Origin of the sequence: Kineococcus aridisoli (assembly GCF_050871885.1) — a bacterium.
In the GTDB taxonomy this organism is placed as follows: Bacteria; Actinomycetota; Actinomycetes; order Actinomycetales; family Kineococcaceae; genus Kineococcus.
Genome location: NZ_JBJLSF010000027.1, coordinates 1 through 19,664, shown reverse-complemented (window position 1 = coordinate 19,664; position 19,664 = coordinate 1). Strand labels below are relative to the sequence as shown.

General features: G+C 77.4%; 16 protein-coding genes. 8 read left to right on the top strand and 8 right to left on the bottom strand.

The annotated features are described in order from the left end of the window. Window positions 1-6: 6 nt before the first annotated feature. On the bottom strand, window positions 7-609 hold the full coding sequence (locus tag ACRYM2_RS09685) for a histidine phosphatase family protein (protein ID WP_432521804.1): 603 nt from the start codon (window positions 607-609) through the stop codon (window positions 7-9). Between the two features lie 65 nt (window positions 610-674). Here ACRYM2_RS09685 and ACRYM2_RS09680 point away from each other — a divergent pair, with 65 nt between their 5' ends. Together ACRYM2_RS09680 and ACRYM2_RS09675 are read left to right on the top strand one after the other, a co-directional pair. Beyond that, window positions 675-1,856, top strand: coding sequence for an MFS transporter (locus ACRYM2_RS09680; RefSeq protein ID WP_432521802.1), 1,182 nt, complete (start codon window positions 675-677; stop codon window positions 1,854-1,856). 93 nt (window positions 1,857-1,949) lie between these two features. Next, window positions 1,950-2,447 (top strand): beta-class carbonic anhydrase, encoded by a 498-nt coding sequence (locus ACRYM2_RS09675; RefSeq protein WP_432521800.1) that lies wholly within the window; start codon window positions 1,950-1,952, stop codon window positions 2,445-2,447. Here ACRYM2_RS09675 and ACRYM2_RS09670 read toward each other — a convergent pair. Continuing rightward, the gene (locus ACRYM2_RS09670; RefSeq protein WP_432521798.1) at window positions 2,370-3,623 is read right to left on the bottom strand and encodes an MFS transporter; all 1,254 of its coding nucleotides are present in this window, start codon (window positions 3,621-3,623) and stop codon (window positions 2,370-2,372) included. The genes ACRYM2_RS09675 and ACRYM2_RS09670 overlap by 78 nt on opposite strands. A 41-nt stretch (window positions 3,624-3,664) precedes the next feature. On the opposite strand from ACRYM2_RS09670, the gene ACRYM2_RS09665 reads away from it, so the two are divergent. Continuing rightward, window positions 3,665-4,849: an ROK family protein gene (locus tag ACRYM2_RS09665; RefSeq protein ID WP_432521796.1), complete on the top strand. Its 1,185-nt coding sequence runs from the start codon at window positions 3,665-3,667 to the stop codon at window positions 4,847-4,849. 12 nt (window positions 4,850-4,861) lie between these two features. Here ACRYM2_RS09665 and ACRYM2_RS09660 read toward each other — a convergent pair whose 3' ends face one another. Continuing rightward, entirely contained in the window at window positions 4,862-7,489 is a 2,628-nt protein-coding gene (locus ACRYM2_RS09660; protein WP_432521794.1) for a hypothetical protein, read from the bottom strand. Window positions 7,490-7,622: 133 nt separating this feature from the next. On the opposite strand from ACRYM2_RS09660, the gene ACRYM2_RS09655 reads away from it, so the two are divergent. Beyond that, complete coding sequence (locus tag ACRYM2_RS09655) at window positions 7,623-8,324, top strand: GAF and ANTAR domain-containing protein (RefSeq protein ID WP_432521792.1); 702 nt, start codon at window positions 7,623-7,625, stop codon at window positions 8,322-8,324. A gap of 22 nt (window positions 8,325-8,346) precedes the next feature. Here ACRYM2_RS09655 and ACRYM2_RS09650 read toward each other — a convergent pair whose 3' ends face one another. Together ACRYM2_RS09650 and ACRYM2_RS09645 are read right to left on the bottom strand one after the other, a co-directional pair. Beyond that, window positions 8,347-9,060, bottom strand: coding sequence for an SRPBCC family protein (locus ACRYM2_RS09650; RefSeq protein WP_432521790.1), 714 nt, complete (start codon window positions 9,058-9,060; stop codon window positions 8,347-8,349). Then, window positions 9,057-9,704 (bottom strand): ArsR/SmtB family transcription factor, encoded by a 648-nt coding sequence (locus tag ACRYM2_RS09645; protein ID WP_432521788.1) that lies wholly within the window; start codon window positions 9,702-9,704, stop codon window positions 9,057-9,059. The genes ACRYM2_RS09650 and ACRYM2_RS09645 overlap by 4 nt, the downstream gene beginning before the upstream one ends. Before the next feature lie 76 nt (window positions 9,705-9,780). Between ACRYM2_RS09645 and ACRYM2_RS09640 the strand changes: the two genes are divergently transcribed. The 3 genes from ACRYM2_RS09640 to ACRYM2_RS09630 are packed head-to-tail and all read left to right on the top strand — an operon-like array spanning window position 9,781 to window position 12,425. Continuing rightward, window positions 9,781-10,533 carry an IclR family transcriptional regulator gene (locus tag ACRYM2_RS09640; protein ID WP_432521786.1) on the top strand — a complete coding sequence of 251 codons (753 nt, stop codon included), beginning with the start codon at window positions 9,781-9,783 and terminating at the stop codon, window positions 10,531-10,533. Window positions 10,534-10,552: 19 nt separating this feature from the next. Then, window positions 10,553-12,100, top strand: a complete 1,548-nt coding sequence (glpK, locus tag ACRYM2_RS09635; protein WP_432521784.1) for a glycerol kinase GlpK — start codon at window positions 10,553-10,555, stop codon at window positions 12,098-12,100. A 25-nt stretch (window positions 12,101-12,125) separates the two neighbouring features. Beyond that, window positions 12,126-12,425, top strand: a complete 300-nt coding sequence (locus ACRYM2_RS09630; protein ID WP_432521782.1) for a putative quinol monooxygenase — start codon at window positions 12,126-12,128, stop codon at window positions 12,423-12,425. A gap of 40 nt (window positions 12,426-12,465) precedes the next feature. On the opposite strand, the gene ACRYM2_RS09625 is transcribed toward ACRYM2_RS09630, so the two are convergent. The 3 genes from ACRYM2_RS09625 to ACRYM2_RS09615 are packed head-to-tail and all read right to left on the bottom strand — an operon-like array spanning window position 12,466 to window position 17,695. Beyond that, window positions 12,466-13,518: a glycoside hydrolase family 6 protein gene (locus tag ACRYM2_RS09625; protein WP_432521780.1), complete on the bottom strand. Its 1,053-nt coding sequence runs from the start codon at window positions 13,516-13,518 to the stop codon at window positions 12,466-12,468. After that, a complete protein-coding gene (locus ACRYM2_RS09620) occupies window positions 13,515-15,761 on the bottom strand; it encodes a galactose oxidase early set domain-containing protein (RefSeq protein ID WP_432521778.1) in 2,247 nt (748 codons plus the stop codon). The genes ACRYM2_RS09625 and ACRYM2_RS09620 overlap by 4 nt, the downstream gene beginning before the upstream one ends. Next, a complete protein-coding gene (locus tag ACRYM2_RS09615; RefSeq protein WP_432521776.1) occupies window positions 15,758-17,695 on the bottom strand; it encodes a glycosyltransferase family 2 protein in 1,938 nt (645 codons plus the stop codon). The genes ACRYM2_RS09620 and ACRYM2_RS09615 overlap by 4 nt, the downstream gene beginning before the upstream one ends. A 342-nt stretch (window positions 17,696-18,037) precedes the next feature. Between ACRYM2_RS09615 and ACRYM2_RS09610 the strand changes: the two genes are divergently transcribed. Further along, window positions 18,038-19,555 carry a glycoside hydrolase family 6 protein gene (locus tag ACRYM2_RS09610; RefSeq protein ID WP_432521775.1) on the top strand — a complete coding sequence of 506 codons (1,518 nt, stop codon included), beginning with the start codon at window positions 18,038-18,040 and terminating at the stop codon, window positions 19,553-19,555. The last annotated feature ends 109 nt before the right edge of the window (window positions 19,556-19,664 follow it).

Genomic DNA, 19,664 nt, shown 5'->3' with positions numbered 1-19,664 from the left:
GCGGGCTCACCCGACCGGCGGAACGCTCCAGCGCACCAGCACCGGGCGCCCGTGCTCGCGGCCCAGCTCGCCCCAGGTGCCGGCCTCCAGCGCGAAGAGCGCACCGGCGGTCGGCGACAGCCCCAGCCAGGTCGCGGCCAGCACGCGCAGCAGGTGGCCGTGGGCCACGAGCACGACGTCGCCGTCCCCCTCGGGCACGGCGTTCGCGCGGGTGAGGACGGCGCGGGCGCGGGCGGCGACCTCCTGGACCGACTCCCCCGGCGTGGCGCCCGGCACGACGCCGTCGTGCCAGACCGACCACTCGTGGCCCACCTCCGCGGAGATCTCGGCGGTGGTGCGGCCCTCGTAGGCGCCGTAGTCCCACTCGACGAGGTCGTCCTCGACCTCCACGGGCGCGCGGCCGTCGGTGAGGCCGGCGAGCTCGGCGGTGCGGCGCGCGCGCTGGCGCGGGCTGGTGAGCACCAGCGCCAGGCGCCGCTGCGCGAAGAGGGGGGACAGCGTGCGGGCCAGCCGCTCCCCCTCGGTGGTCAGCGGGATGTCCGTGCTGCCGGTGTGCTGCCCGGACAGGCTCCACTCGGTCTGGCCGTGGCGGACGACGAGGATCGACACAGCAGCGGACCCTACGCCCTGACGGCCCTCCCGGCGCTCCGCCCGCGCCCTGCCAGGGTGGTCCCGTGCACCCCCCGCTCACCGCCGCCCGCCGGCGCGCCGCCCTGTTCGCCGTCTTCGCCGTGCAGGGCGTGGCCTTCGCCTCCTGGGTGACGCGCACCCCCGGCATCCGCGACGCGGTGCGGGCCAGCACGAGCGGGATGGGGCTGGTGCTGCTGGGGCTGTCGGCGGGCGCGATGGCGGGGATCCTGGCCTCCCCCCGGCTGGTGGCCCGCCGGGGCGCGCGCTCGGTCGTCCTGGCCGGCGGGCTGCTGCAGGTGCTGGGCGTGGCCACCGTCGCCGCGGGCGCGGGCGCCGGCAGCGCGCCGGTCGTGGCGGGCGGGCTGGCCCTCTTCGGCGCCGGCACCGGGTCCGCGGAGATCGCCGTCAACGTCGAGGGCGCCGACGTCGAGCGCGCCCTGGGCCGCTCCGTGCTGCCGGTGCTGCACGGCTGCTTCAGCGCGGGCACCTGCGCCGGCGCGCTGGCCGGGGTGGCGCTGACGGCGGCGGACGTGCCCGTCCCGGTCCACCTGGGCGCCGTGGCGCTGCTGCTGCTCGTGGTCGTCGCCGCGGCGGTGCGCTCGCTGCCGGGCGGCACCGGCCGCGAGCCGGTGCGCGCGCACCGCACCGGGCCGCGCCCCGCGGTGCACCGCGAGCGCCGCGTGCTGCTGCTGGCGGTGCTGGTGCTCGGGATGGCGCTGGCGGAGGGCTCGGCCAGCGACTGGCTGCCGCTGATCGTCGTCGACGGCTTCGGCCTGGACGCCTCGGCCGGTGCGCTGGTGTACGCGGTGTTCGGGTTGGCGATGGCGCTGGGGCGGGTGGGCGGCGGGCCGGTGGTCGACCGCGTCGGCCGGGTGCCGGTGCTGCGCGCGAGCGCGGGGTTGGCCGCGGTCGGCCTGCTGCTGGTGGTGCTCGCGCCGTCGGCGCTGCTGGGCGCGCTCGGGGTGCTGTGCTGGGGGCTGGGAGCGGCGTTGGGGTTCCCGCTGGGCGTCTCCGCGGCCGGTGACGAGGTGGAGGGCGCGACGGCGCGGGTGAGCTTCGTGGCCACCGGCGGGTACCTGGCCTTCCTCGTCGGCCCGCCGCTGCTGGGCTTCGTCGGCGAGGAGGTCGGCCTGCGCGCCGCGATGCTCCTCGTGCTGGCGGCCGTGCTCGTGTCCGGCGGCGCGGCCGCGGCCGCCCGCCGCCCGCGCCCCGTCCCGGCCGCCTGACGGCGCTCCTCCCCGCACCGTGGTCTTCCACGGTGCGGGACGGGACGGGACCGGGCGCGCAGCGCGTCGCGGCGGGTGCCACGATGACCTGCCGTGGATGACTTCTCCGACGTCCTGACCGCCAACGCCGCCTACAGCGCGAGCTTCGTCGACGACGGCCGCCCCGGGGTCGCGGGCCGCGGCCTGGCGGTCCTGACCTGCATGGACTCGCGCATCTCCCCGCTGGACGTGCTCGGCCTGCGCCCCGGCGACGCCAAGATCCTGCGCAACGCCGGTGCCCGGGTGACCGACGACGTGCTGCGCACCCTGGTGCTCGCGCACTACCTGCTGGGCGTGGAGCGGGTGCTGGTCCTGGCGCACACCGACTGCGGGATGACCAAGAACACCGACGCCGACGTGCACGCCAAGGTGCTGGCGCAGGGCGTGGACTCGCGCAGCATCGAGTTCCGCACGATCGCCGACCAGGAGGCCACGCTCGTCGCGGACGTGCAGCGCATCCGCTCCTGGCCGTTCCTACCGCCGGCGATGCCCGTCGGCGGCGGGGTCTACGACGTGCGCACCGGCGCGATCCGGATGGTCGTCGAGCCCTGAGGCCCGCGCCGCCCGCTGCCGGGGCAGGGCTCCGGCGGCGGGCCGCAGGGCCAGCGTGGACAGCAGGCCCAGACCGGCGAGGAGGGCACCGGCCAGCGCCGGTGCGCGCACGTCGGCGCCCAGCAGCAGCCCGCCGGCCCACGCGCCGGCGGCGATGCCGACGTTGAAGGTCGCGTTGACGAGCGCCGGGGCCGCGTCGCTGCCGCCGCTCGCGCGCAGGGCGGCGGTCTGCAGCAGCGTGGGCAGCGCGCCGAAGGCGGCGCCCCACAGCGCGACGACGCCGACGGTGGCCACGACGCCGTCGACGAGGACCAGCGCGAGCAGGCACGCCACGGCCAGGGCCACGCCGCAGCGCAGCACCGCCGAGCCGCCGCGGTCGGCCAGGCGCGCGGTGAGCGCGAGGCCGACGAGGCTGGCCAGGCCGTAGGCGAAGAGCACGAGGCTGACCGAGCCGGTCGGCACGCCGGCGGCCAGGACGATCGGCGTCACGTAGGTGTAGGCGGTGTAGTGCCCCAGGGTCACCAGCGTCGTGGTGAGCGCGACGGCCAGCAGCGCCCGGCCGCGCAGCGCCTGGCGCACCGACGGCGGCCGGTCGGCGGGGGCGGCCGGTCGCCCGGGCGGCAGCAGGGCCGCCACGGCCGCGGCCAGGACGAGCAGCAGCAGCGAGGTCGTGGCGAACGCCCACCGCCAGCCCAGCGCGGCGCCGAGCGCGGTGCCCAGCGGGACCCCGGCGGTGAGGGCGAGGGTGACCCCGGAGTTCACCAGCGCCAGCGCCCGCCCGGAGCGCTCGCGCGCGACCAGCTCGACGGTGGTGGCCACGACGACCGAGAAGATGCCCGCGTGCGCCAGTCCCCCCAGCAGCCGCGCGGCGAGCGCCCACCCGTAGCCGGGGGCGAGCACGATCGCCGCGTTGCTCAGCGCGTAGCCGACCAGGAGCGCGACGAGGACCGGGCGGCGCGGCCAGCGGGCCAGCCAGGCCGTCACGGGGATCGCGCCCGCCGCGACGACGACCGCGTAGGCGGAGACCCACCAGCCGATGCGCGACTGGTCCACGGCGAAGGCCTGCGCCAGCTGCGGCAGCAGCCCGACGGGCAGCACCTCGGTGGTGACGGCCGCGAAGAGCGCGGCGGTCAGCAGCAGCAGGGGCGGCAGCGGCGGTCGGGGGGTCGGGCGCACGGCCCCGAATATACTCGCCTGTCGAGCAAAAAGGAGGGACGATGACGAGCGGAGCGGCCCGCGGCCCGCAGCTGCTGCGCCTGGTGCACGCCGGCCCCGGCCTGACCCGCGCCGAGGCCGCCCACGCCCTGGGCGCGGGCACCGGCACCACCACCGAGGTCGTCACCCGGCTCGTCGCCGAGCAGCTGCTCCAGGAGGGGGCGCCCACCTCCGGCGGCCGCCGCGGGCGGCCCACCCGCCCGCTGACCGCCCACCCGCAGGGCCCGCTGGTGCTGGCCGCGGTCGTCAGCCACGAGAGCTGGCGGCTGCAGGCCGTGCAGCTGGGCGGCACCGCCGTGGCCGCGGCCGGCGGCCACCACGACGGCACGGACCCGGCCCGGGTCCTGGCCGCCGTCCGGGCCGCCGCGCTGCGCACCGCCCGCCGCTTCCCCGGCCGCGTCCGCGGCTGCGGGCTGGCCGTGCCCGGCCTCGTCACCGACGGGCACCGCCTGCACGCCCCGCTGCTCGGCTGGTCCGGCGTCGACCTGCGCCGGGCGTGGCCGCGCGAGCTGCTCGACGGCGGTGGTCCCGGGACGGGCCCCGGGGCCGGTCGCGGGATCGACGACGAGCTCCTCGTGGCCGGCAACGACGCGAGGCTGGCCGCCGTCGGGGAGTCCGCGCGCGGAGCCGCCGTCGGAGCGCGCGCCGCGCTGCACCTGCACCTGGACGCCGGTCTCGGCGGGGCGCTGACGGCCGGCGGCGTGCTGGTGGACGGCGCCCGCGGCAGCGCCGGGGAGTTCGGGCACCTCCCCTTCGGCGACCCGGGCGTCGCCTGCGGCTGCGGCGCCAGCGGCTGCTGGGGCACCGCCCTCGACGGCGCCGCGCTGGCCCGCGCCCTCGGCGAGCCGGTGCCGCGCGACCCGGTCGCCTCCAGCCACCGGGTCCTGGACCGGGCCGCGGCCGGGGAGGCCGGCGCGGGCGCCGCGGTGCGCGGCGTGGCCGCCGCGCTGGGGCGCGGTGCGGCCGGGCTCGTCAACGCGCTCGACGCCGACCTGGTCACCCTGGGCGGCCTGGGCGTGCGGGTGGCCGACGTGGCCGGGGACGTGCTGCAGGAGTCCTACCGCGCCGGGCTCATGGCCTTCCGCCGCGCCGACCCGCCACCGGTGCGGGCGGCCGCCCTCGGCGAGGACGGCCCGCTCACCGGCGCCGCGGAGCTGGTGTGGTCGCGCTTGTGGGCGCGCTGCTGACCGGCGCCCGCCTCAGATCTTGATCTTCGCGGCGCGCATGCGCTTCTTCTTGCGCTGCTGGGCCTCCTTGAACGCCCGCTGCACCTTCAGCCCCCGGCGCCGGAAGGTCAGCAGGTCCATGGCGTGGTCGAGGACCTCCTGGTCGGTGGCCTTCAGCCCGAGCGCGGCGTACGTCTCGTTGAACGCCGCGTCGAGGACGTCCGCCGGGGTCTGGTCGATGTTGGGGTGGGTGCCGGCGAGCCGCTCGACGAACGCCGCCACGGCCGCCGCGTCCTCGGCCGAGGAGGCCAGCCCCGGCGGCAAGCCGGGCTGCGCCGCGGGCTGCTCCACCGGCGCGGGCGCTTCCGCCGGCGCGGGCGCTTCCGCCGGCGCAGGCGCCTCCACGGGCGCAGGCACCTCCGCGGGCGCTTCCACGGGCGCAGGCACCTCCGCAGGCGCAGGCACCTCCGCAGGCGCAGGCACCTCCGCGGGAGCCTGCTCCTCGGCCCGGCGCGCCTCCTCCTCGGCCCGGCGCGCGCGCACCTGCGCACCCGCCCGCCGCCACGCCTCGACGACGCGCTGCACCTCCCGCTGCGGGTCGCGGTGCCACGCCGTGCTCCAGAGGCGGTGGACCGCCCAGCCCGCGTCCTCCAGCTGCTGCGGGCGCAACCGGTCGCGGTCGCGCACCGTGGGCAGCGCGCGGTAGGCGGGGCCGTCGAGCTCCACGGCCAGCAGGGTCTCGCCGCTGCCCTCGGCCGCTGCGACGGCGACGTCGACGGGGTAGCCGCCGACCCGGCGGCCGTGCGCCAGGGGCAGGCCGGCCGCCCGCAGCGCCGCCTCGACGGCGCGCTGCAGCGGCGAGTCCGGCACCTGCTCCAGCGCCGGCGGCCAGCGCAGGTCCTGCACGGGCAGCAGCTGCGCGAGGGCGCTCCACGCCGAGCCGTCCACGGCCGCGGCGCCCGCGCCGAGGGCGACCAGGCGCCGGCCGCGCCGGGCGGCCGCCAGCACCTGGGCGAGCGGTCGCCGGTGCACGTCGTCGACGACGACGACGTCGAACCCCGCACCACCCTCGGACCCCGCCTCGGACCCGGCCTCGTCCAGCAGCCAGGAGGTGACCGGCGGCTGCGCGGCGCGGGCGAGCTCGTCCCGCAGCCGTCGTGCGGCGGCCTGCTCCCGCTGCACCTCGAGGGCGCGGAACCCGGCCACGCGCTCGTCGTGGTCGCCGACGGCGTCCTCGAGGGCGGGCAGCACGGCCGCGGCCAGGGCGCGCAGGGACACCGAGCGCACGAGCGCGGCGACCTCCGCCTCGGACGCACCGGCGGGCACGGCGGTCAGCAGGTCCGCCAGCCCCTGCTCGCCCACCTGCAGCCGGCGGCGGTGCGCCAGCAGCGGCGCGCGCAGCGACTCCTGCCGCGCCGCGGCGGCGCGCAGGGCCTCCAGGTCCCCGGTGGCGTCAGCGGTGGACGGGTCGCCGGGTGCCGGGGTGCCGGCGAGCGCCTCGCGCACGGCGCCCACCTGCTGCGCCAGCTGCGCGCGGCCCGCCCAGGGCCGGGGCCGGCCGGGGGCGTGCGCGGACCACTCCTCGCGCAGCTGCTGCAACCGGTCGACGTCGGCCGGGGTGAAGGCGCCGTCGTGGCGCAGGGCGGCCAGGGCGCGGACCTCGCGGCGGCCCGCCCGGCCCTCCGCGGTGAGCAGCGAGCGCGAGGCCTGCGCGAATGCCGTGCGCGCGAGGTCGAGGTCGGTGCCGAAGGCGGCCGGTGCGTAGTCGCGCCCGGCCCGCTCGACGCGCTCCAGGACCGCGAGCGCCGCGTCGGCCTCCGCCAGCGAGCGCGGCCGCCGCCACGACAGCTCGGACTCCAGCGCCGCCAGGGACGCCTCGAGGGCGTCCAGCGCGGTGGGCAGCCGCCCGAGCGAGTCCAGCTGCCGGTCGACGTCCTCGACCGTGCGGGCACCCGCGCCGTCCGGGACCTCGGCGCCGCCGCCGTCGTCGGAGCGGCGGGCGGCCAGCAGGAGGTCGACGACCTCGGCGCGGCGCCGGGCGTCCCAGTCCGCGGCCCCGGCCGGCACCGGCGGGGCCGCACCGCCCTGCGCGCCCAGCTCGCCGAGCACCTCGAAGGCGCTGCGGCCGCTGTCGCCCAGCGGGGCGTGCAGCAGCTGCGCGTAGCGGGCCAGGCGGGCGCGGTCCTCCACCCAGCGCTCGTCCTGCGCAGCGGCCGGGGACCCGGTGGCCGGGACCGCCTGCGCGGGCGCACCCGCCGGCGCCCCGTCGGCCGGGTCACCGAGCAGGCCTTCCAGGCCGTCGCGGGCCAGCTCGGCGCGCAGCGCCTCGAGCCCGGCCGGGCCGGTCGCGAGCAGGACCCGTCGCCCGCGCAGCGCTTCGGCGGCCAGCAGGGCCACGAGCAGGCCCTCGGCGCCCAGCCCGCCGGTGCCGCGGGGCGCGTCGAGCAGCACCGGCCCCGACAGCGCCGCGGCGAGGGCCCGGCTCTGCGCGGAGGTCACCGGGCGGACCAGGACCTCCTCGGCGGGGGCGACCTCGTCGGGTGCGGCCGACGGCACCGGGGGGCGCTGCGCCAGGCGCTCGCGCAGGGACGTCGCCGCCGCGCCGTCCCCGCTCAGGGCGGCCAGCAGGTCGTCGTGCGGGTCGGGGTGCGGCGTGTTCACGAGGAGGCTCTCCAGACGGGGACCGGTGTGCGCCCTCATCATGCTCGCCGCCGCCCGCGCGGCGCGCGGGGCGGGCGGCGGCGCACGGCCCGCGCGGGTGGCACGGGCAGGACCGAGCGGTCACGATGATCCCGTGGACGGGGACGGAGCACGGGAGCCGGGCGGGGACCTCGGGCAGCGGCTGGCGCGGCTGGCGCTCGAGCTGCACCCCGAGCAGTCCCCCGAGGCGGTGATGGAGCGCGTCGTCGCCGCCGCCGCCGCGCTGGTGCCGGGCGCCCAGGAGGCCACCTTGACCCGGGTGCGCTCCCGGCGGGTGTTCTCCGCCGCCGCGAGCGGCGAGCGCGGCCGCGGGCTGGACGAGCTGCAGGACCAGACGGGCCAGGGCCCGTGCCTGGACACGCTCTTCCACCAGGCGGTCACGCACGTGGCCGACCTGAGCACCGACGAGCGCTGGCCGCAGCTGGCCGCCCGCGCCGGGGAGGTGGGCCTGCGCAGCATGCTCTGCTTCCGGCTCTACGTGGCGGGCGAGAACCTCGGCGCCCTCGACCTCGTCTCGGCGCTCCCCGGCGCCTTCGACGAGGAGTCCGAGGAGGTCGGGCAGCTGTTCGTCGCCCACGCCGCCCCGGCCCTGGCCGCCACCGAGCAGGTGGCGGACCTGCGGGTGGCCGTGGCCAGCCGCGACGTCATCGGGCAGGCCAAGGGCATCCTCATGGAGCGCCACCGGATCACCGCCGACCAGGCGTTCACGCTGCTGAGCCGGGTGAGCCAGGAGAGCAACCGCAAGCTGCGCGACGTCGCCGACGAGCTCGCCGCCACCGGGCAGCTGCGCCGCTGAGCACCCCCGGCGGGGACGGGTCCTAGCCGAGGACCCCGTCCAGCCAGGTCTTCCAGGCGCGCTGCGCCGCGGCGACGTCCAGCGTCCCGGACACGTCGTGCAGGCTCACCGCCGTGCCGGCGCCGAAGGCCTCGCGCCCGAAGACGCGCACCAGCAGGTCGGGGGCGGTGAGGCCGAGGAAGTGCTCGCTGCGGTGGTCGACGACGGCCTCGAACGGCGGCGTGCCGGGCACGGCGACGGTGACGGCGTCCCCGACGGCGGCCTCGCCGACGCCGAGCGCGCGGACGACGGCCTCGAAGGAGCCGGGCCGCGAGGAGCTCTCGGGGCCGTCGATCCCCACGTACCGGGCGGGGCGGCCGCCGAGCCGCTCCACGTACTGCTTGAGGGTGGCCAGGTAGAAGGCGGTGTGCTTGCGGACGCCGTCGTACTGGCCCTCCCAGTCGTCCTCGCCGAGGACGCCGGCGTGCACGTAGCGCAGGTGCGCCCCGCCGCCGCGGGCCTCGATGCGGTAGTCGAGGACGTTGGAGGAGCCGTCCTCGCCCTCCAGGCGGTTGGCGTAGTGGAACGGCGGGTCCCACGCGGTGACGGTGCTGCCCCAGGCCCCCTTCCCGCCCTCGCGGTGCTCGGGGGCCTCCATCTCCCACATCCAGCCGGCCGTGCCGTCGGTGACGGCCTCGAACAGCACCTGCGGGGGGACGTCGACGGTGAGCTCGTCGTGGACCTCGAAGTTCTTCACGGCAGTTCCTCCGGTCTGGGGTCGGGGTGGAGCGCGGGGTGGTGCTCGGGTGCGGGGTCCTTCAGCGCGGGGTGCAGCGCGACGACCAGCCGGTGGCGCCGGCCGGCCGGGCCGCCGGGGACGGGTTCGGCGTGGTGGCGGGCGACGAGGTCGGCGACGGTGCGCGAGAGCTCGGCGGCGAAGCGCGAGCGGTCGGCGGCCGAGGCGAAGACGAGCTCGGCGTCCAGGGCGTAGGTCGCCAGCGGGCGCCGGGCCCGGGCGGCCCCCGCGATCAGGGTGCCGACGTCCTGCACGAGCTTGGCGCCCAGGGCGAGCAGCCAGCGCGCGGAGGACTCCTCGCGCGAGCGCGCCGGGTCGGGCGCCACGGCGGGCAGCGCGGCGGGCGAGATGACGTAGGAGGCGGCGCTGGCCTGGACCACCCGCTCCACGACGTTGCCCTTGCGGCGCTCCTCGACCAGCCGCACGAGCCCGTGCCGCTCGAGGGTGCGCAGGTGGTAGTTCGCCTTCTGCCGCGTCAGGCCGACGGCGGGGGCGACGCTCGAGGCGGTGCCGGGGGTGCGCAGCGCCGCGAGCAGCGCCGCGCGCACCGGGTCCAGCGACGCCTCGGCCGCCGCCGCGTCCTCGATGACCGCCACCTCGTCCACGTCGCCAGCGTCCTACCGACAAGAACAGTTGTCAAGGAGATTCCTCTTGTCGGGCCTCGCGCGCGAGGATGCCCGGGTGCCGGGGCCCATCCAGTCGATCGAGCGCGCCGCCGCCGTGCTGCGGCTGCTGTCCGGCGCCGGGCAGGGCCTGGGCGTCGTCGACGTCGGCAACGCGCTCGGCCTGGCCAAGACCACCGCGCACGGCATCCTGCGCACGCTCGTCGACGTCGGCTTCGTCGAGCAGGACGAGGCCGGCGACTACCGCGCCTCCCCCGGGCTGGCCGACCTCGGCCGTCCCCGCATCGACGCCAACGACCTGCGCGCGCACGCGGTGAACTGGGCCGACTCGCTGGCCAGCCGCACGGGCGAGTCGGTGAAGCTGGCCACCCTCGTGGACGGCCGGGCCCTCGTCGTGCACCACGTCTTCCGCCCCGACGACAGCGCCCAGGAGCTGCTCACCGGCACCTCGCTGCCCGCGCACGCCTGCGCGCTCGGCAAGGTGCTGCTCGCCTCGGCGCCGGTGCGCCCGCGCGGTCGCCTGAGCGCCCTCACCGCGCGCACCACCGTCGAGGCGGCCGCGCTGCGCCGCACCCTGGCCGCGGTGCGCGAGCAGGGCTGGGCCCTGGACGTGGAGGAGCTCGCCGAGGGCACGGCCGGCATCGCCGCCCCCGTGCGCGACCGCGGCGGCCTCGTCGTGGGGGCCGTCGGCATCGACGGCGACGCCGACCGCCTCGTGGACACCCGCGGGCGCCCGCGCGCCGGGCTGGTGCCCGCCGTCCGCCAGGCCGCCCGGTCCATCTCGCGCGGCCTGGGCTCGCGGGCGGACTGACTCGGGCAGGATGGCCGCCGTGAGCGACGAGCGCCGGCCCGAGCACCGGGGCTACGTCGTCGCGATCGACCAGGGCACCACCTCGACGCGCTGCATCCTCTTCGACCACGCGGGCCGGCTGGTGGCCGTCGCCCAGCGCGAGCACCGCCAGCACTACCCGCGCCCCGGCTGGGTCGAGCACGACGCCGCCGAGATCTGGCGCAACGTCGCCCGGCTGGTGCCGCAGGCGATGGCGCAGGTGGAGGCCACCCCCGCCGACGTCGTCGCCGTCGGCGTCGCCAACCAGCGCGAGACGGTCGTGGCCTGGGACCGGCGCACCGGGGACCCGGTGAGCCCGGCCGTCGTCTGGCAGGACACCCGCACGGCCGACCTCGTCACCGAGCTGGCCGGCGCGGCGGGCCCGGACCGCTTCGCCGACGTCTGCGGCCTGCCGCTGGCCACCTACTTCGCCGGCCCGCGGATGACGTGGCTGCTGCGCCGCGACCCGGGGCTGCGCCGGCGCGCGGAGGCCGGCGACGTGCTGTTCGGCACCATCGACTCCTGGCTGGTGTGGAACCTGACCGGCGGCCCCGACGGCGGCCGCCACGTCACCGACGTCACCAACGCCAGCCGCACGATGCTCATGGACCTGCGCACGCTGGACTGGTCCGCGGAGCTGCTGGCCGCCTTCGAGGTCCCGCGGGCCGCGCTGCCGACGATCCTGGCCAGCTCGCAGGTCTACGGCAGCGCGCGCTCGGTCGTGCCGGGCGCCCGCATCGCGGCCGCGCTCGGCGACCAGCAGGCGGCGCTGTTCGGCCAGACCTGCTTCTCCCCCGGGGAGGCGAAGTGCACCTACGGCACGGGCAGCTTCCTGCTCATGAACACCGGCGCCGAGATCACCCGCTCCTCGCACGGCCTGCTGACGACGGTGGCCCACCGCATCGGCGACGAACCGCCCGCGTACGCGCTGGAGGGCTCGATCGCGGTGACCGGCGCCCTCGTGCAGTGGCTGCGCGACAACCTCGGGCTCATCTCCACCGCCCCCGAGGTGGAGACGCTGGCCCGCACCGTCGAGGACAACGGCGGCTGCTACTTCGTCCCCGCGTTCTCCGGGCTGTTCGCCCCGCACTGGCGCGCCGAGGCCCGGGGCCTGATCATCGGCCTCACCTCCTTCGTCACCAAGGGCCACATCGCCCGCGCCGCGCTGGAGTCCACGGCCTGGCAGACCCGCGAGGTCGTCGAGGCGATGGACGCCGACTCGAACCTGCGGCTGGCCTCGCTGCGCGTCGACGGCGGGATGACCTCCAACAACCTGCTCATGCAGACCCTCGCCGACGTCCTCGACGCGCCCGTGGTGCGGCCCATGGTGAGCGAGACGGTCTCGCTGGGCGCCGCGTACGCGGCGGGGCTGGCGGTGGGCTTCTGGCCCGACACCCAGGCGCTGCGCCGGCGCTGGCACCGGGCCGGGCAGTGGGAGCCCACGATGGACCCCGCCGAGCGCGAACGGGGCTGGGAGGACTGGCAGCAGGCCGTCCGGCGCACGTTCGACTGGATCCGCACACCCGCCACCGACCCGACCGCCCGCTGATGACCGCCCGCTGACAGGAGACCCCGTGTTCGCCATCGCCGTCCGCTTCGACCTGCCCGACGCCGACTCCGCCGCCGCGTTCGACCGGCTGGTCGCCGAGACCGTGCCCGGCATCCGCGCCGAGGAACCCGGCACGCTCGTCTACACCCCGCACCTGGTCGACGGCGAACCGCTGGCCCGGCTGTTCTACGAGGTGTACCGCGACCGCGACGCCCACCGCGACCACGAGGCGCGGCCGGCGACGGCGGAGTTCCTGCGCCGGGTGGGCGAGCTGGTCTCCTCGGTGCGCGCCGAGCTGCTCACCCCCGCCGACGACGGCAGCTGAACCCGCGGCGGCCGGACCCACGCCGCTCGGCCCGGCGCGCTCAGGGTCGCAGCGGCGTGCCGAGCAGCTCGCCGGCGTAGCGCAGGTCGAACGTGCCCGCCGGCGGGTCGCCGGGGGCGCACTCGCCGTCGGAGTCCCCGGGCTGCTTGACCCACAGCAGCGCGTCGACCCGGTCGATGCCGGGGTCGGTCGTGGGCGGCTGCCCCAGGCGCACGCCCTCGGGGTTGCACCACGAGGGCGCCTCGCCGGTGCCGGTGCCCACCGGCGGGCCGGCGCCGTTGCGGGAGGTGTCCACGACGAAGCGGGCTCCGCCCAGGCGGTCGGACAGCTCCCGGCCGTAGGCGGCGCTGGCCGCGGTCGTCTCGAAGTTGCTGACGTTGAGCGCGAAGCCGTCCGCCCGCTCGACACCGCTGTCGCGCAGCGCGTCCGCGAGCCGGTCCAGGTCGTCCACCCAGGAGGCGTTGCCCGCGTCCACGTAGAGCCTGACGCCCGGCCGCCGCTGCAGGATCTCGACGGCCTGCGCGAGGGCGCGGTAGCGCGCCGGGGCGTCCTCCACGCACCCCTCGACGGCGTGCGCCACGGCGTCGGGTTCGAGCACGACGACGGCGGGGCGCTCCTCGATGCCCGCGGCCAGCGACCCCACCCAGGCCAGGTAGGCGTCGACGCCGGCGGCCCCGCCGGCGGAGTGCTGACCGCAGTCGCGGCCGGGGACGGCGTAGACCACCAGCACCGCCGTCTCGCCCCGCGCGGCGGCCGCGCTCGTCAGGTCCCGGGTCCTGGCGTAGGGGTCGGCCTCGGTCCCCGTCAGCCAGGTCGCGACCGGTTCGCCGGCCAGCGGCGCCAGCGCGTCCGCGAGGTCGGTGCGCCCGGCCGCGGTGGACTCGCGCACCTGGCGGACGGCGTGCCCCTCGGGGTCGGTCCACAGCCGCGTCCCGGCCAGCGCGCTCGTGGGCCGCGGGCTCGGCCGCCCCCCTCCGGACCCGTCCCCGGTGCAGGCGGTCGCGCTGACGCACAGCAGGGCCGCGGCCGCCGCGAGCACGGGCAGCCGCGCACCCCGCCCCGGCCGCCGGGTCCACCGACGCGTGCCCGTCACCGGACCTGGACCCACTGCCCCACCGACGGCACGCCCCGGTCGTCCAGCAGGACGAGCAGGTAGGGCCCGTCGGGGGTGATGCCCTCGGCGCCCTCCAGGTGCAGGTCGTAGCCGTCGACGGCGCCGTCGGCACCGGTGGTCGGCGTGAGGCCGAGCGCGACGGAGCGCTGCTCGGTGTCGGTCTGGTGGGTCACCGCCGACGGGCGCAGCAGCCGGGCCGAGACGATGGAGCCGCCCTCGCGGACACCGGCCTCGACGTGGGAGGTGCTGCCGCGCTGCAGGACCGGCCGCGGTGCGGGCGGGTCCACCGACTCCGGGGCGGGCTGGGCGGATTCCTCGGCGGCGTGCCCCGCGTGACCGGTGTTGCCGGTGCTGGAGCTGTTGGCGTCCACCGTGTCCCGGAGGGCGTCGACGACGCCCGTCGTCCCCGCACCTGCGCTGCTGGTCTCGCTGCCGCTGGAGGAGGGCACCGGGAACACCGCGCGCGGCGCCCCGGCGGGCGTGATCGCGGTGACCGTCGGCCGCTCGGTGCCGGTGTGCAGGTACGGCGGGGTGTAGATCTCGATGCGGGTCTCGAACTGCCCCGGCAGCGTGTCGTCCGCGTCGGAGAACAACGGGTCCGAGCCCATCGTCATCACGCGGCCGTCCGGCAGCAGCAGCGCCGTGCCGTGGTAGTTCCGGCCGATGCGGTTGGGCGCGGCCTCGGTCAGGGTGCCGGCGGCGGGGTCGTAGATCCGCGACAGGTGCAGGTCCGAGTCCCCCTTCCCGCGGTAGCCGGTCGAGCCGCCGGTGAGGAGCACGGTGTCGTCGGGCAGGGTGACCGCGTTGAGGTAGCGCACGTCCGCGGGGTAGTCCGGACCCGGCTGCCAGCCGGGGGCGGCGCCGGCGTCCAGGTCGACGACGTCGAAGCGGTTCGTCGAGCCCGGGGCGTCGCCGACGGCGCCGCCGCCGACCACGGCGACCCTCTGCTCCTGCACCGGGGGCAGCAGGAACGAGGTGGCCGTCTCGTTCATGTCCGCGTCCCGCAGGCCGCCGACGTCCTGGAAGGAGTTGGTGCTGAGGTCCCAGATGCCGCTCTGGCGCCCCTCCTCGGCCGGGCCGTAGCCGGTGTTGGCCCCGGAGTAGAAGATCCGCCCGTCGGCGAGGCGGAACAGGTGGGGGTAGGTGGGGAAGTACTGGTCCAGCTCGGGAGCCCGGCTCCACGTGCCGTCCTGCGCGGAGAACACCTCGGTGTCGCCGTCGAGGACGCGCCCGTACTCGTCGAGGCCGGAGACGGCGAGCACGTCACCGCCGTCGCGGCTGACGAGGGTCGGGTACCAGCGGGACTCCTCCAGCCGGCCGGTCTCCACGTAGCGCTCGGTGGCGACGTCGAAGACGTAGGAGGCGTCGAGGCCGCGGTAGTTCTGCTTGTCCAGCGTCAGGCCGTCGGAGACGCCGTAGACGTAGCGCGAGACCTCCGGGGCCAGACCGGTCAGGTCGTACTGCGCACCGCCGGTGACGACCGGCGCCTCGCCCTCCTCCTCGGCCTGCACCCACACGTCCCGGGTGGAGGCCATGAGGCTGCCGTCGCCCATCCGGTGCGCCGGCGCCACGACCACCTCCTCGGTGCTGACGTACGCGTGGCCGCCGGCCGAGGTGAACCGGGTGCCCCGGGGCAGGCGCACCTCGCCGGTGTCGGCGGACTCGTTCTTGACGGTCATCACCCCGGCCGCACGGGTGACATCACCGGCCAGCACCTCGTACTCGCGGGTGCCGCCGGCGATGAGCAGGTCGCCGTCCGGCAGGTAGGCGTGGCCGCCGCAGAACAGGTCCTCCGGCGTGGGGATGCTCCTGGCCGCGCCGGTGGCCGGGTCCCACAGCACCGTCGAGAACGTGCCCGCGTCGAACTGGGCCTGGCTGTTGCCCGACCCCGCCACCAGCAGCACCTTGCCGTTGTGCAGCAGCGCCGCGTGCATGGCCCGGGCGCGGTACTGCTCGGGCAGGCTCACGGTGCGCCAGGAGCCGTGCGTGGCCGTGTAGGCCGGCCGGGAGGTGCGGTAGGCCTCGACGGCCCGCCCGCCGGCGGAGGCGGCGACGGGACCGTTGATCGCCACGACGACGACCGCGGTGACGGCCACCAGCACCTTGTTGCGGGTCTTCCGCGACGTCCGGCGCCGGCTGCGGCGGGCAGCGGCGACCGGACCCGGCGCGGCGGGGGACGGCCGGCCGTCGTGGTCGTGGCCGTCGATCGGCTCGCGGGTCATCGGGTGCTCCAGTCGATGTCGTGGGAGGTCTGGGCGGGGACGGCGACCGGGGGTCCGGGGGTCCCGGCGGCACCCTCCGGCGCGGTCAGGTCGATGCTCCCCGGCGCGTGCGGGGCGCCGTCGGCCGCGGCGGGGCTCCGGCGCCCGTTCCAGCGGGCGGCGGTGCGCCCGGCCAGCCAGGTGGCCATGGGCAGGAAGGCGGTGACGACGGACAGGACCGCCCAGCCGCGCATGGCCGGCTCGTCGTGGCCCAGCACGAACGAGGTGACCAGCGCGGCCAGCACGAGCAGTCCCCAGGCGTTGTTGCGGCGGAACGTGGCGGCGTGGTCCCGCTGCCCGTCCGCGCCCTTGGGGGTGACGGCGAAGGGGACGTTGCGCCCGCGGACCGCGTCGACCAGCGCGGAGACGTACATGGGCGCCGACAGCACCGAGACGTACATCCCGGAGATCCCGGAGGAACCCTCCTCCTCGTGGGGGCTGACGTTGTAGCGGCGGTTCCAGAAGTAGATGCCGACCTGCAGGACCGCGGCGTTCACGTAGAGCATCAGCCACAGGTTGGCGGCCACGACCAGACCGCCGATCCCGGTGGTCAGGTAGACGACGACGTTGAGGGTCCCCAGGACCAGCGACAGGGCCGCCGACGGGTAGTACGACATCAGCAGCAGGTAGTGCAGCGCCCGCCCGGCGGGCAGGCGCGGCAGGAACCGCCACGCCTGGCGCAGCAGCACCTCGTCGGTGCCGCGGGCCCAGCGGTGCTGCTGGGTGAAGTAGTCGCTCCAGGAGGCGGGGCCCTCCCCCACCGCCAGGACGTCCGGGGTGTAGACGCTCTTCCAGCGGCGTCCCGTGCCCGGGTTGCGGCGGCCGTGCCAGACCAGCGAGGTGGCCGCGTCCTCGGTGATGGAGTCCGCGAGGCCGTCGATGTCCTTCAGCGCGCTGATGCGGACCGCGTTGTTGGTGCCCACGAACATCGCCGTGCCGTGCCGGTTGGCCGCGCGCTGCAGCACGCCGTGGAAGAGGTACTGCTGGCTCTCGGCGAGGCGGGAGACGAGGTTCCCGGTGTTGCCGTACACCTGCGGGCCGACGACGAACGCCACGTCGGGGTCGCGGAAGTAGCCCAGCAGCCGCTCGGCGAGGTCGGGCAGCGGGACGTGGTCGGTGTCGACGCTGACCCAGAAGTCGTAGCCGTCGCCGTGCTCGTCCAGCCAGGCGTTGTAGTTCCCGTGCTTGGTCCTCGCCTTGTTGCGGCCGGTGGGCCGGTTGTACTCCGGGATCCCCTTGCGGCTGGAGTGGCGCACGCCCAGCCGCCTGCACATCGCGATGACGTCGGGGTCGTCGCCCTCGTCGAGCAGCCAGACGTCGAACTGCCCGTCGTGGCGCACCCGCCGGGCCGCCGCGAGCGTGCGCTCGGCCATCTCCAGGGGTTCCTTGCCCGGTACGATCGTCGTCAGGAACGCCACCCGGGAGCCCGGCTCGGGTGCGACGGGGACCGGGTCGGCGCTCAGCCAGGTGGCGCGGGTGAGGGTCAGGACGTTGACGAGCCGCATGAGCTCGATCGCACCGATGGAGACGACCAGCGAGACGGCCAGCCAGTGGTGCCACGTCCCGTCGTCGACGGGCAGGTGCCCCGGCAGCAGCAGCCAGGCGAGGAACAGCGCCTCGAAGGCGATGGCCGCGAACGCCATGAGCACCACGCGGCCGCGGCGGCCGTCCCGGGCCACCAGGCGGCGGAACCGCACCCGGTACGGGCGGTCCGCGGGCACCGGCTCGAAGGGCCCGGCGAGCGTGGCGTAGCGGGCGTAGTCGTAGCGGTCCTCGCGCTCCTCGCGCTCGCGCTCCGGCAACCTCGACGGCACGGCGCCGGGGCCGCGGTGGCGCGCGCTGCGCACGGCGGTCGCGGACGGCGAGGAGGCGTGCGGGTCTTCAGGTGCGGGCAAGGCCTCTCCCAGGACATCCGGACCGGGTCCGGGACGACTGCGTCACACCGGCACCCCGAGGTCCAGCGTCCCCGTGCGGCGTCCGGCGCGCACGGATCCCCCCGGCGCAGCCCCGTGCCTGCACAGGACCTGACCAGCGGACTCTAGGAAGCTCCTGGGCGTTGCGCCCGCTGAAACTTCGCCTCCGGCAACATTTCACCGTCGGTGGTGGTTGAACGTCGGACAGTCATTGGGAAAGCGTTTCCGCACGCCCTCCGGAGATCGGGCTCAAGGTTCGGCCACCTGCTGCCGAGGAAGGGGGCCGAGGACGGCGCAGTCGGCGCCTCCAGCTCGGGAGGTGGCATGCGCAGCTCGTCGCAGGACCGGTCCACGTCGCAGGTCCGGTCCGCGCCGGAGGCCCGCGGGCGGCGCACCGCTCACCGGCGGGTCGCCGCCACCGGCTCGGTCGCGCTGCTGGCCGCCGCCGCCGCGGCCCTCGCCGCTCCGGCGCAGGCCGCCGCGTCCTGGACCCTGTCGTCGCCCTCCGTCGGGCAGGTGGACGCCGCCGGCGCGCTGCTGTGGTCCGACGGCAGCGCCTCCACCCGCGTCGAGGTCGCCACCGCCACGAGCGCGTCCGTCCCCGGGCGCCTGGTGCTGCGGGCCAGCGCCGACCTGTGCGGCAGCGCCGCCCCGGAGGCCGAGATCAGCCTCGACGGCTCCGTCCTCGGGCGCACGCACGTCGTCAACGCCGCTTCCGCCGGCTCCTGGGACTACCCGGTGCAGCTGCGCCCCGGCGTCGCCGCGGGCACGCACACCGTCTCCGTCCGCTTCCTCAACGACCACCGCGACGCCACGTGCGACCGGAACCTGCGCCTGGAGCGGGTCACCGCGAGCACCGGCGCGGCGCCCGGCACCGCTCCCCTCGTGCCCGCCGGGCCGCGGGCGACCGCCCCGGCGACCGCACCCGCGACCACGACCACACCCGCGACCGCCCCCGCGACGCCGTGGACGGCCGCCAACCCGTTCGCCGCGGGCGCCCCCTACGCCGACCCGGCCTACGCCGCGGCCGCCGTGGAGCAGGCGCGCCGCGCCGGCGACCTCGCCGGGGCGGCCGCGCTGGAGCGCATCAGGAGCGGCGGGGTCTCGCTGTGGGTCGGCGACTGGAACAGCACCGCCACCGTCGCCGCCACCGTGCGCGAGTACGCGCTGCGGGCCAACGCCGCGGGCCGCACCGGTGTGGTGACCACCTACGCGGTCCCCGGCCGCGACTGCGGCAACCACTCCGCCGGCGGCCTGACGCCCCAGACGTACTCCGCGTGGAGCGCCCAGGTCGCCGCCGGCCTGCGCGGCACCCGCACGGCCGTCGTCGTGGAGCCCGACGCCATCGCCCAGGTGGGGGCCTGCGCCGGGCAGGGCGACCGCCTGGGTCTGCTGCGCACCGCGGTCCAGCAGCTGCGCGCCGCCGGCGTCGACGCCGTCTACCTCGACGCGGGCAACTCCGGGTGGACCGGTGGGCAGGTCGCGCTGGTGGCCGAGCGCCTGCGCCAGGCCGGGGTCGAGCAGGCGCGCGGCTTCGCCACCAACGTCAGCAACTTCATGACCACCGCCCAGGAGCGCACCTACGCCGAGGCCCTCTCGGCACGCCTGGGCGGCGCCCGCTACGTGGTCGACACCAGCCGCAACGGCGTCGGGGGCAACGGCGAGTGGTGCAACCCGGGCGGGCGCAAGCTCGGCGCGGTCCCGGGCGCGGTCGCCGACGGCAGCCGCCAGGACGCCAACCTGTGGATCAAGCGGGCGGGCGAGTCGGACGGGCCGTGCAACGGCGGCCCGGCCGCGGGCACCTTCTGGCCCGGCTACGCCATCGGCCTCGGCCGCCCCTGAGAGCTCCGCGGGGGGGGGGGGGGGGGGGGGGGGGGGGGGGGGGGGGGGGGGGGGGGGGGGGGGGGGGGGGGGGGGGGGGGGGGGGCGGGCGGCCGGGCCCGCGCCCCCC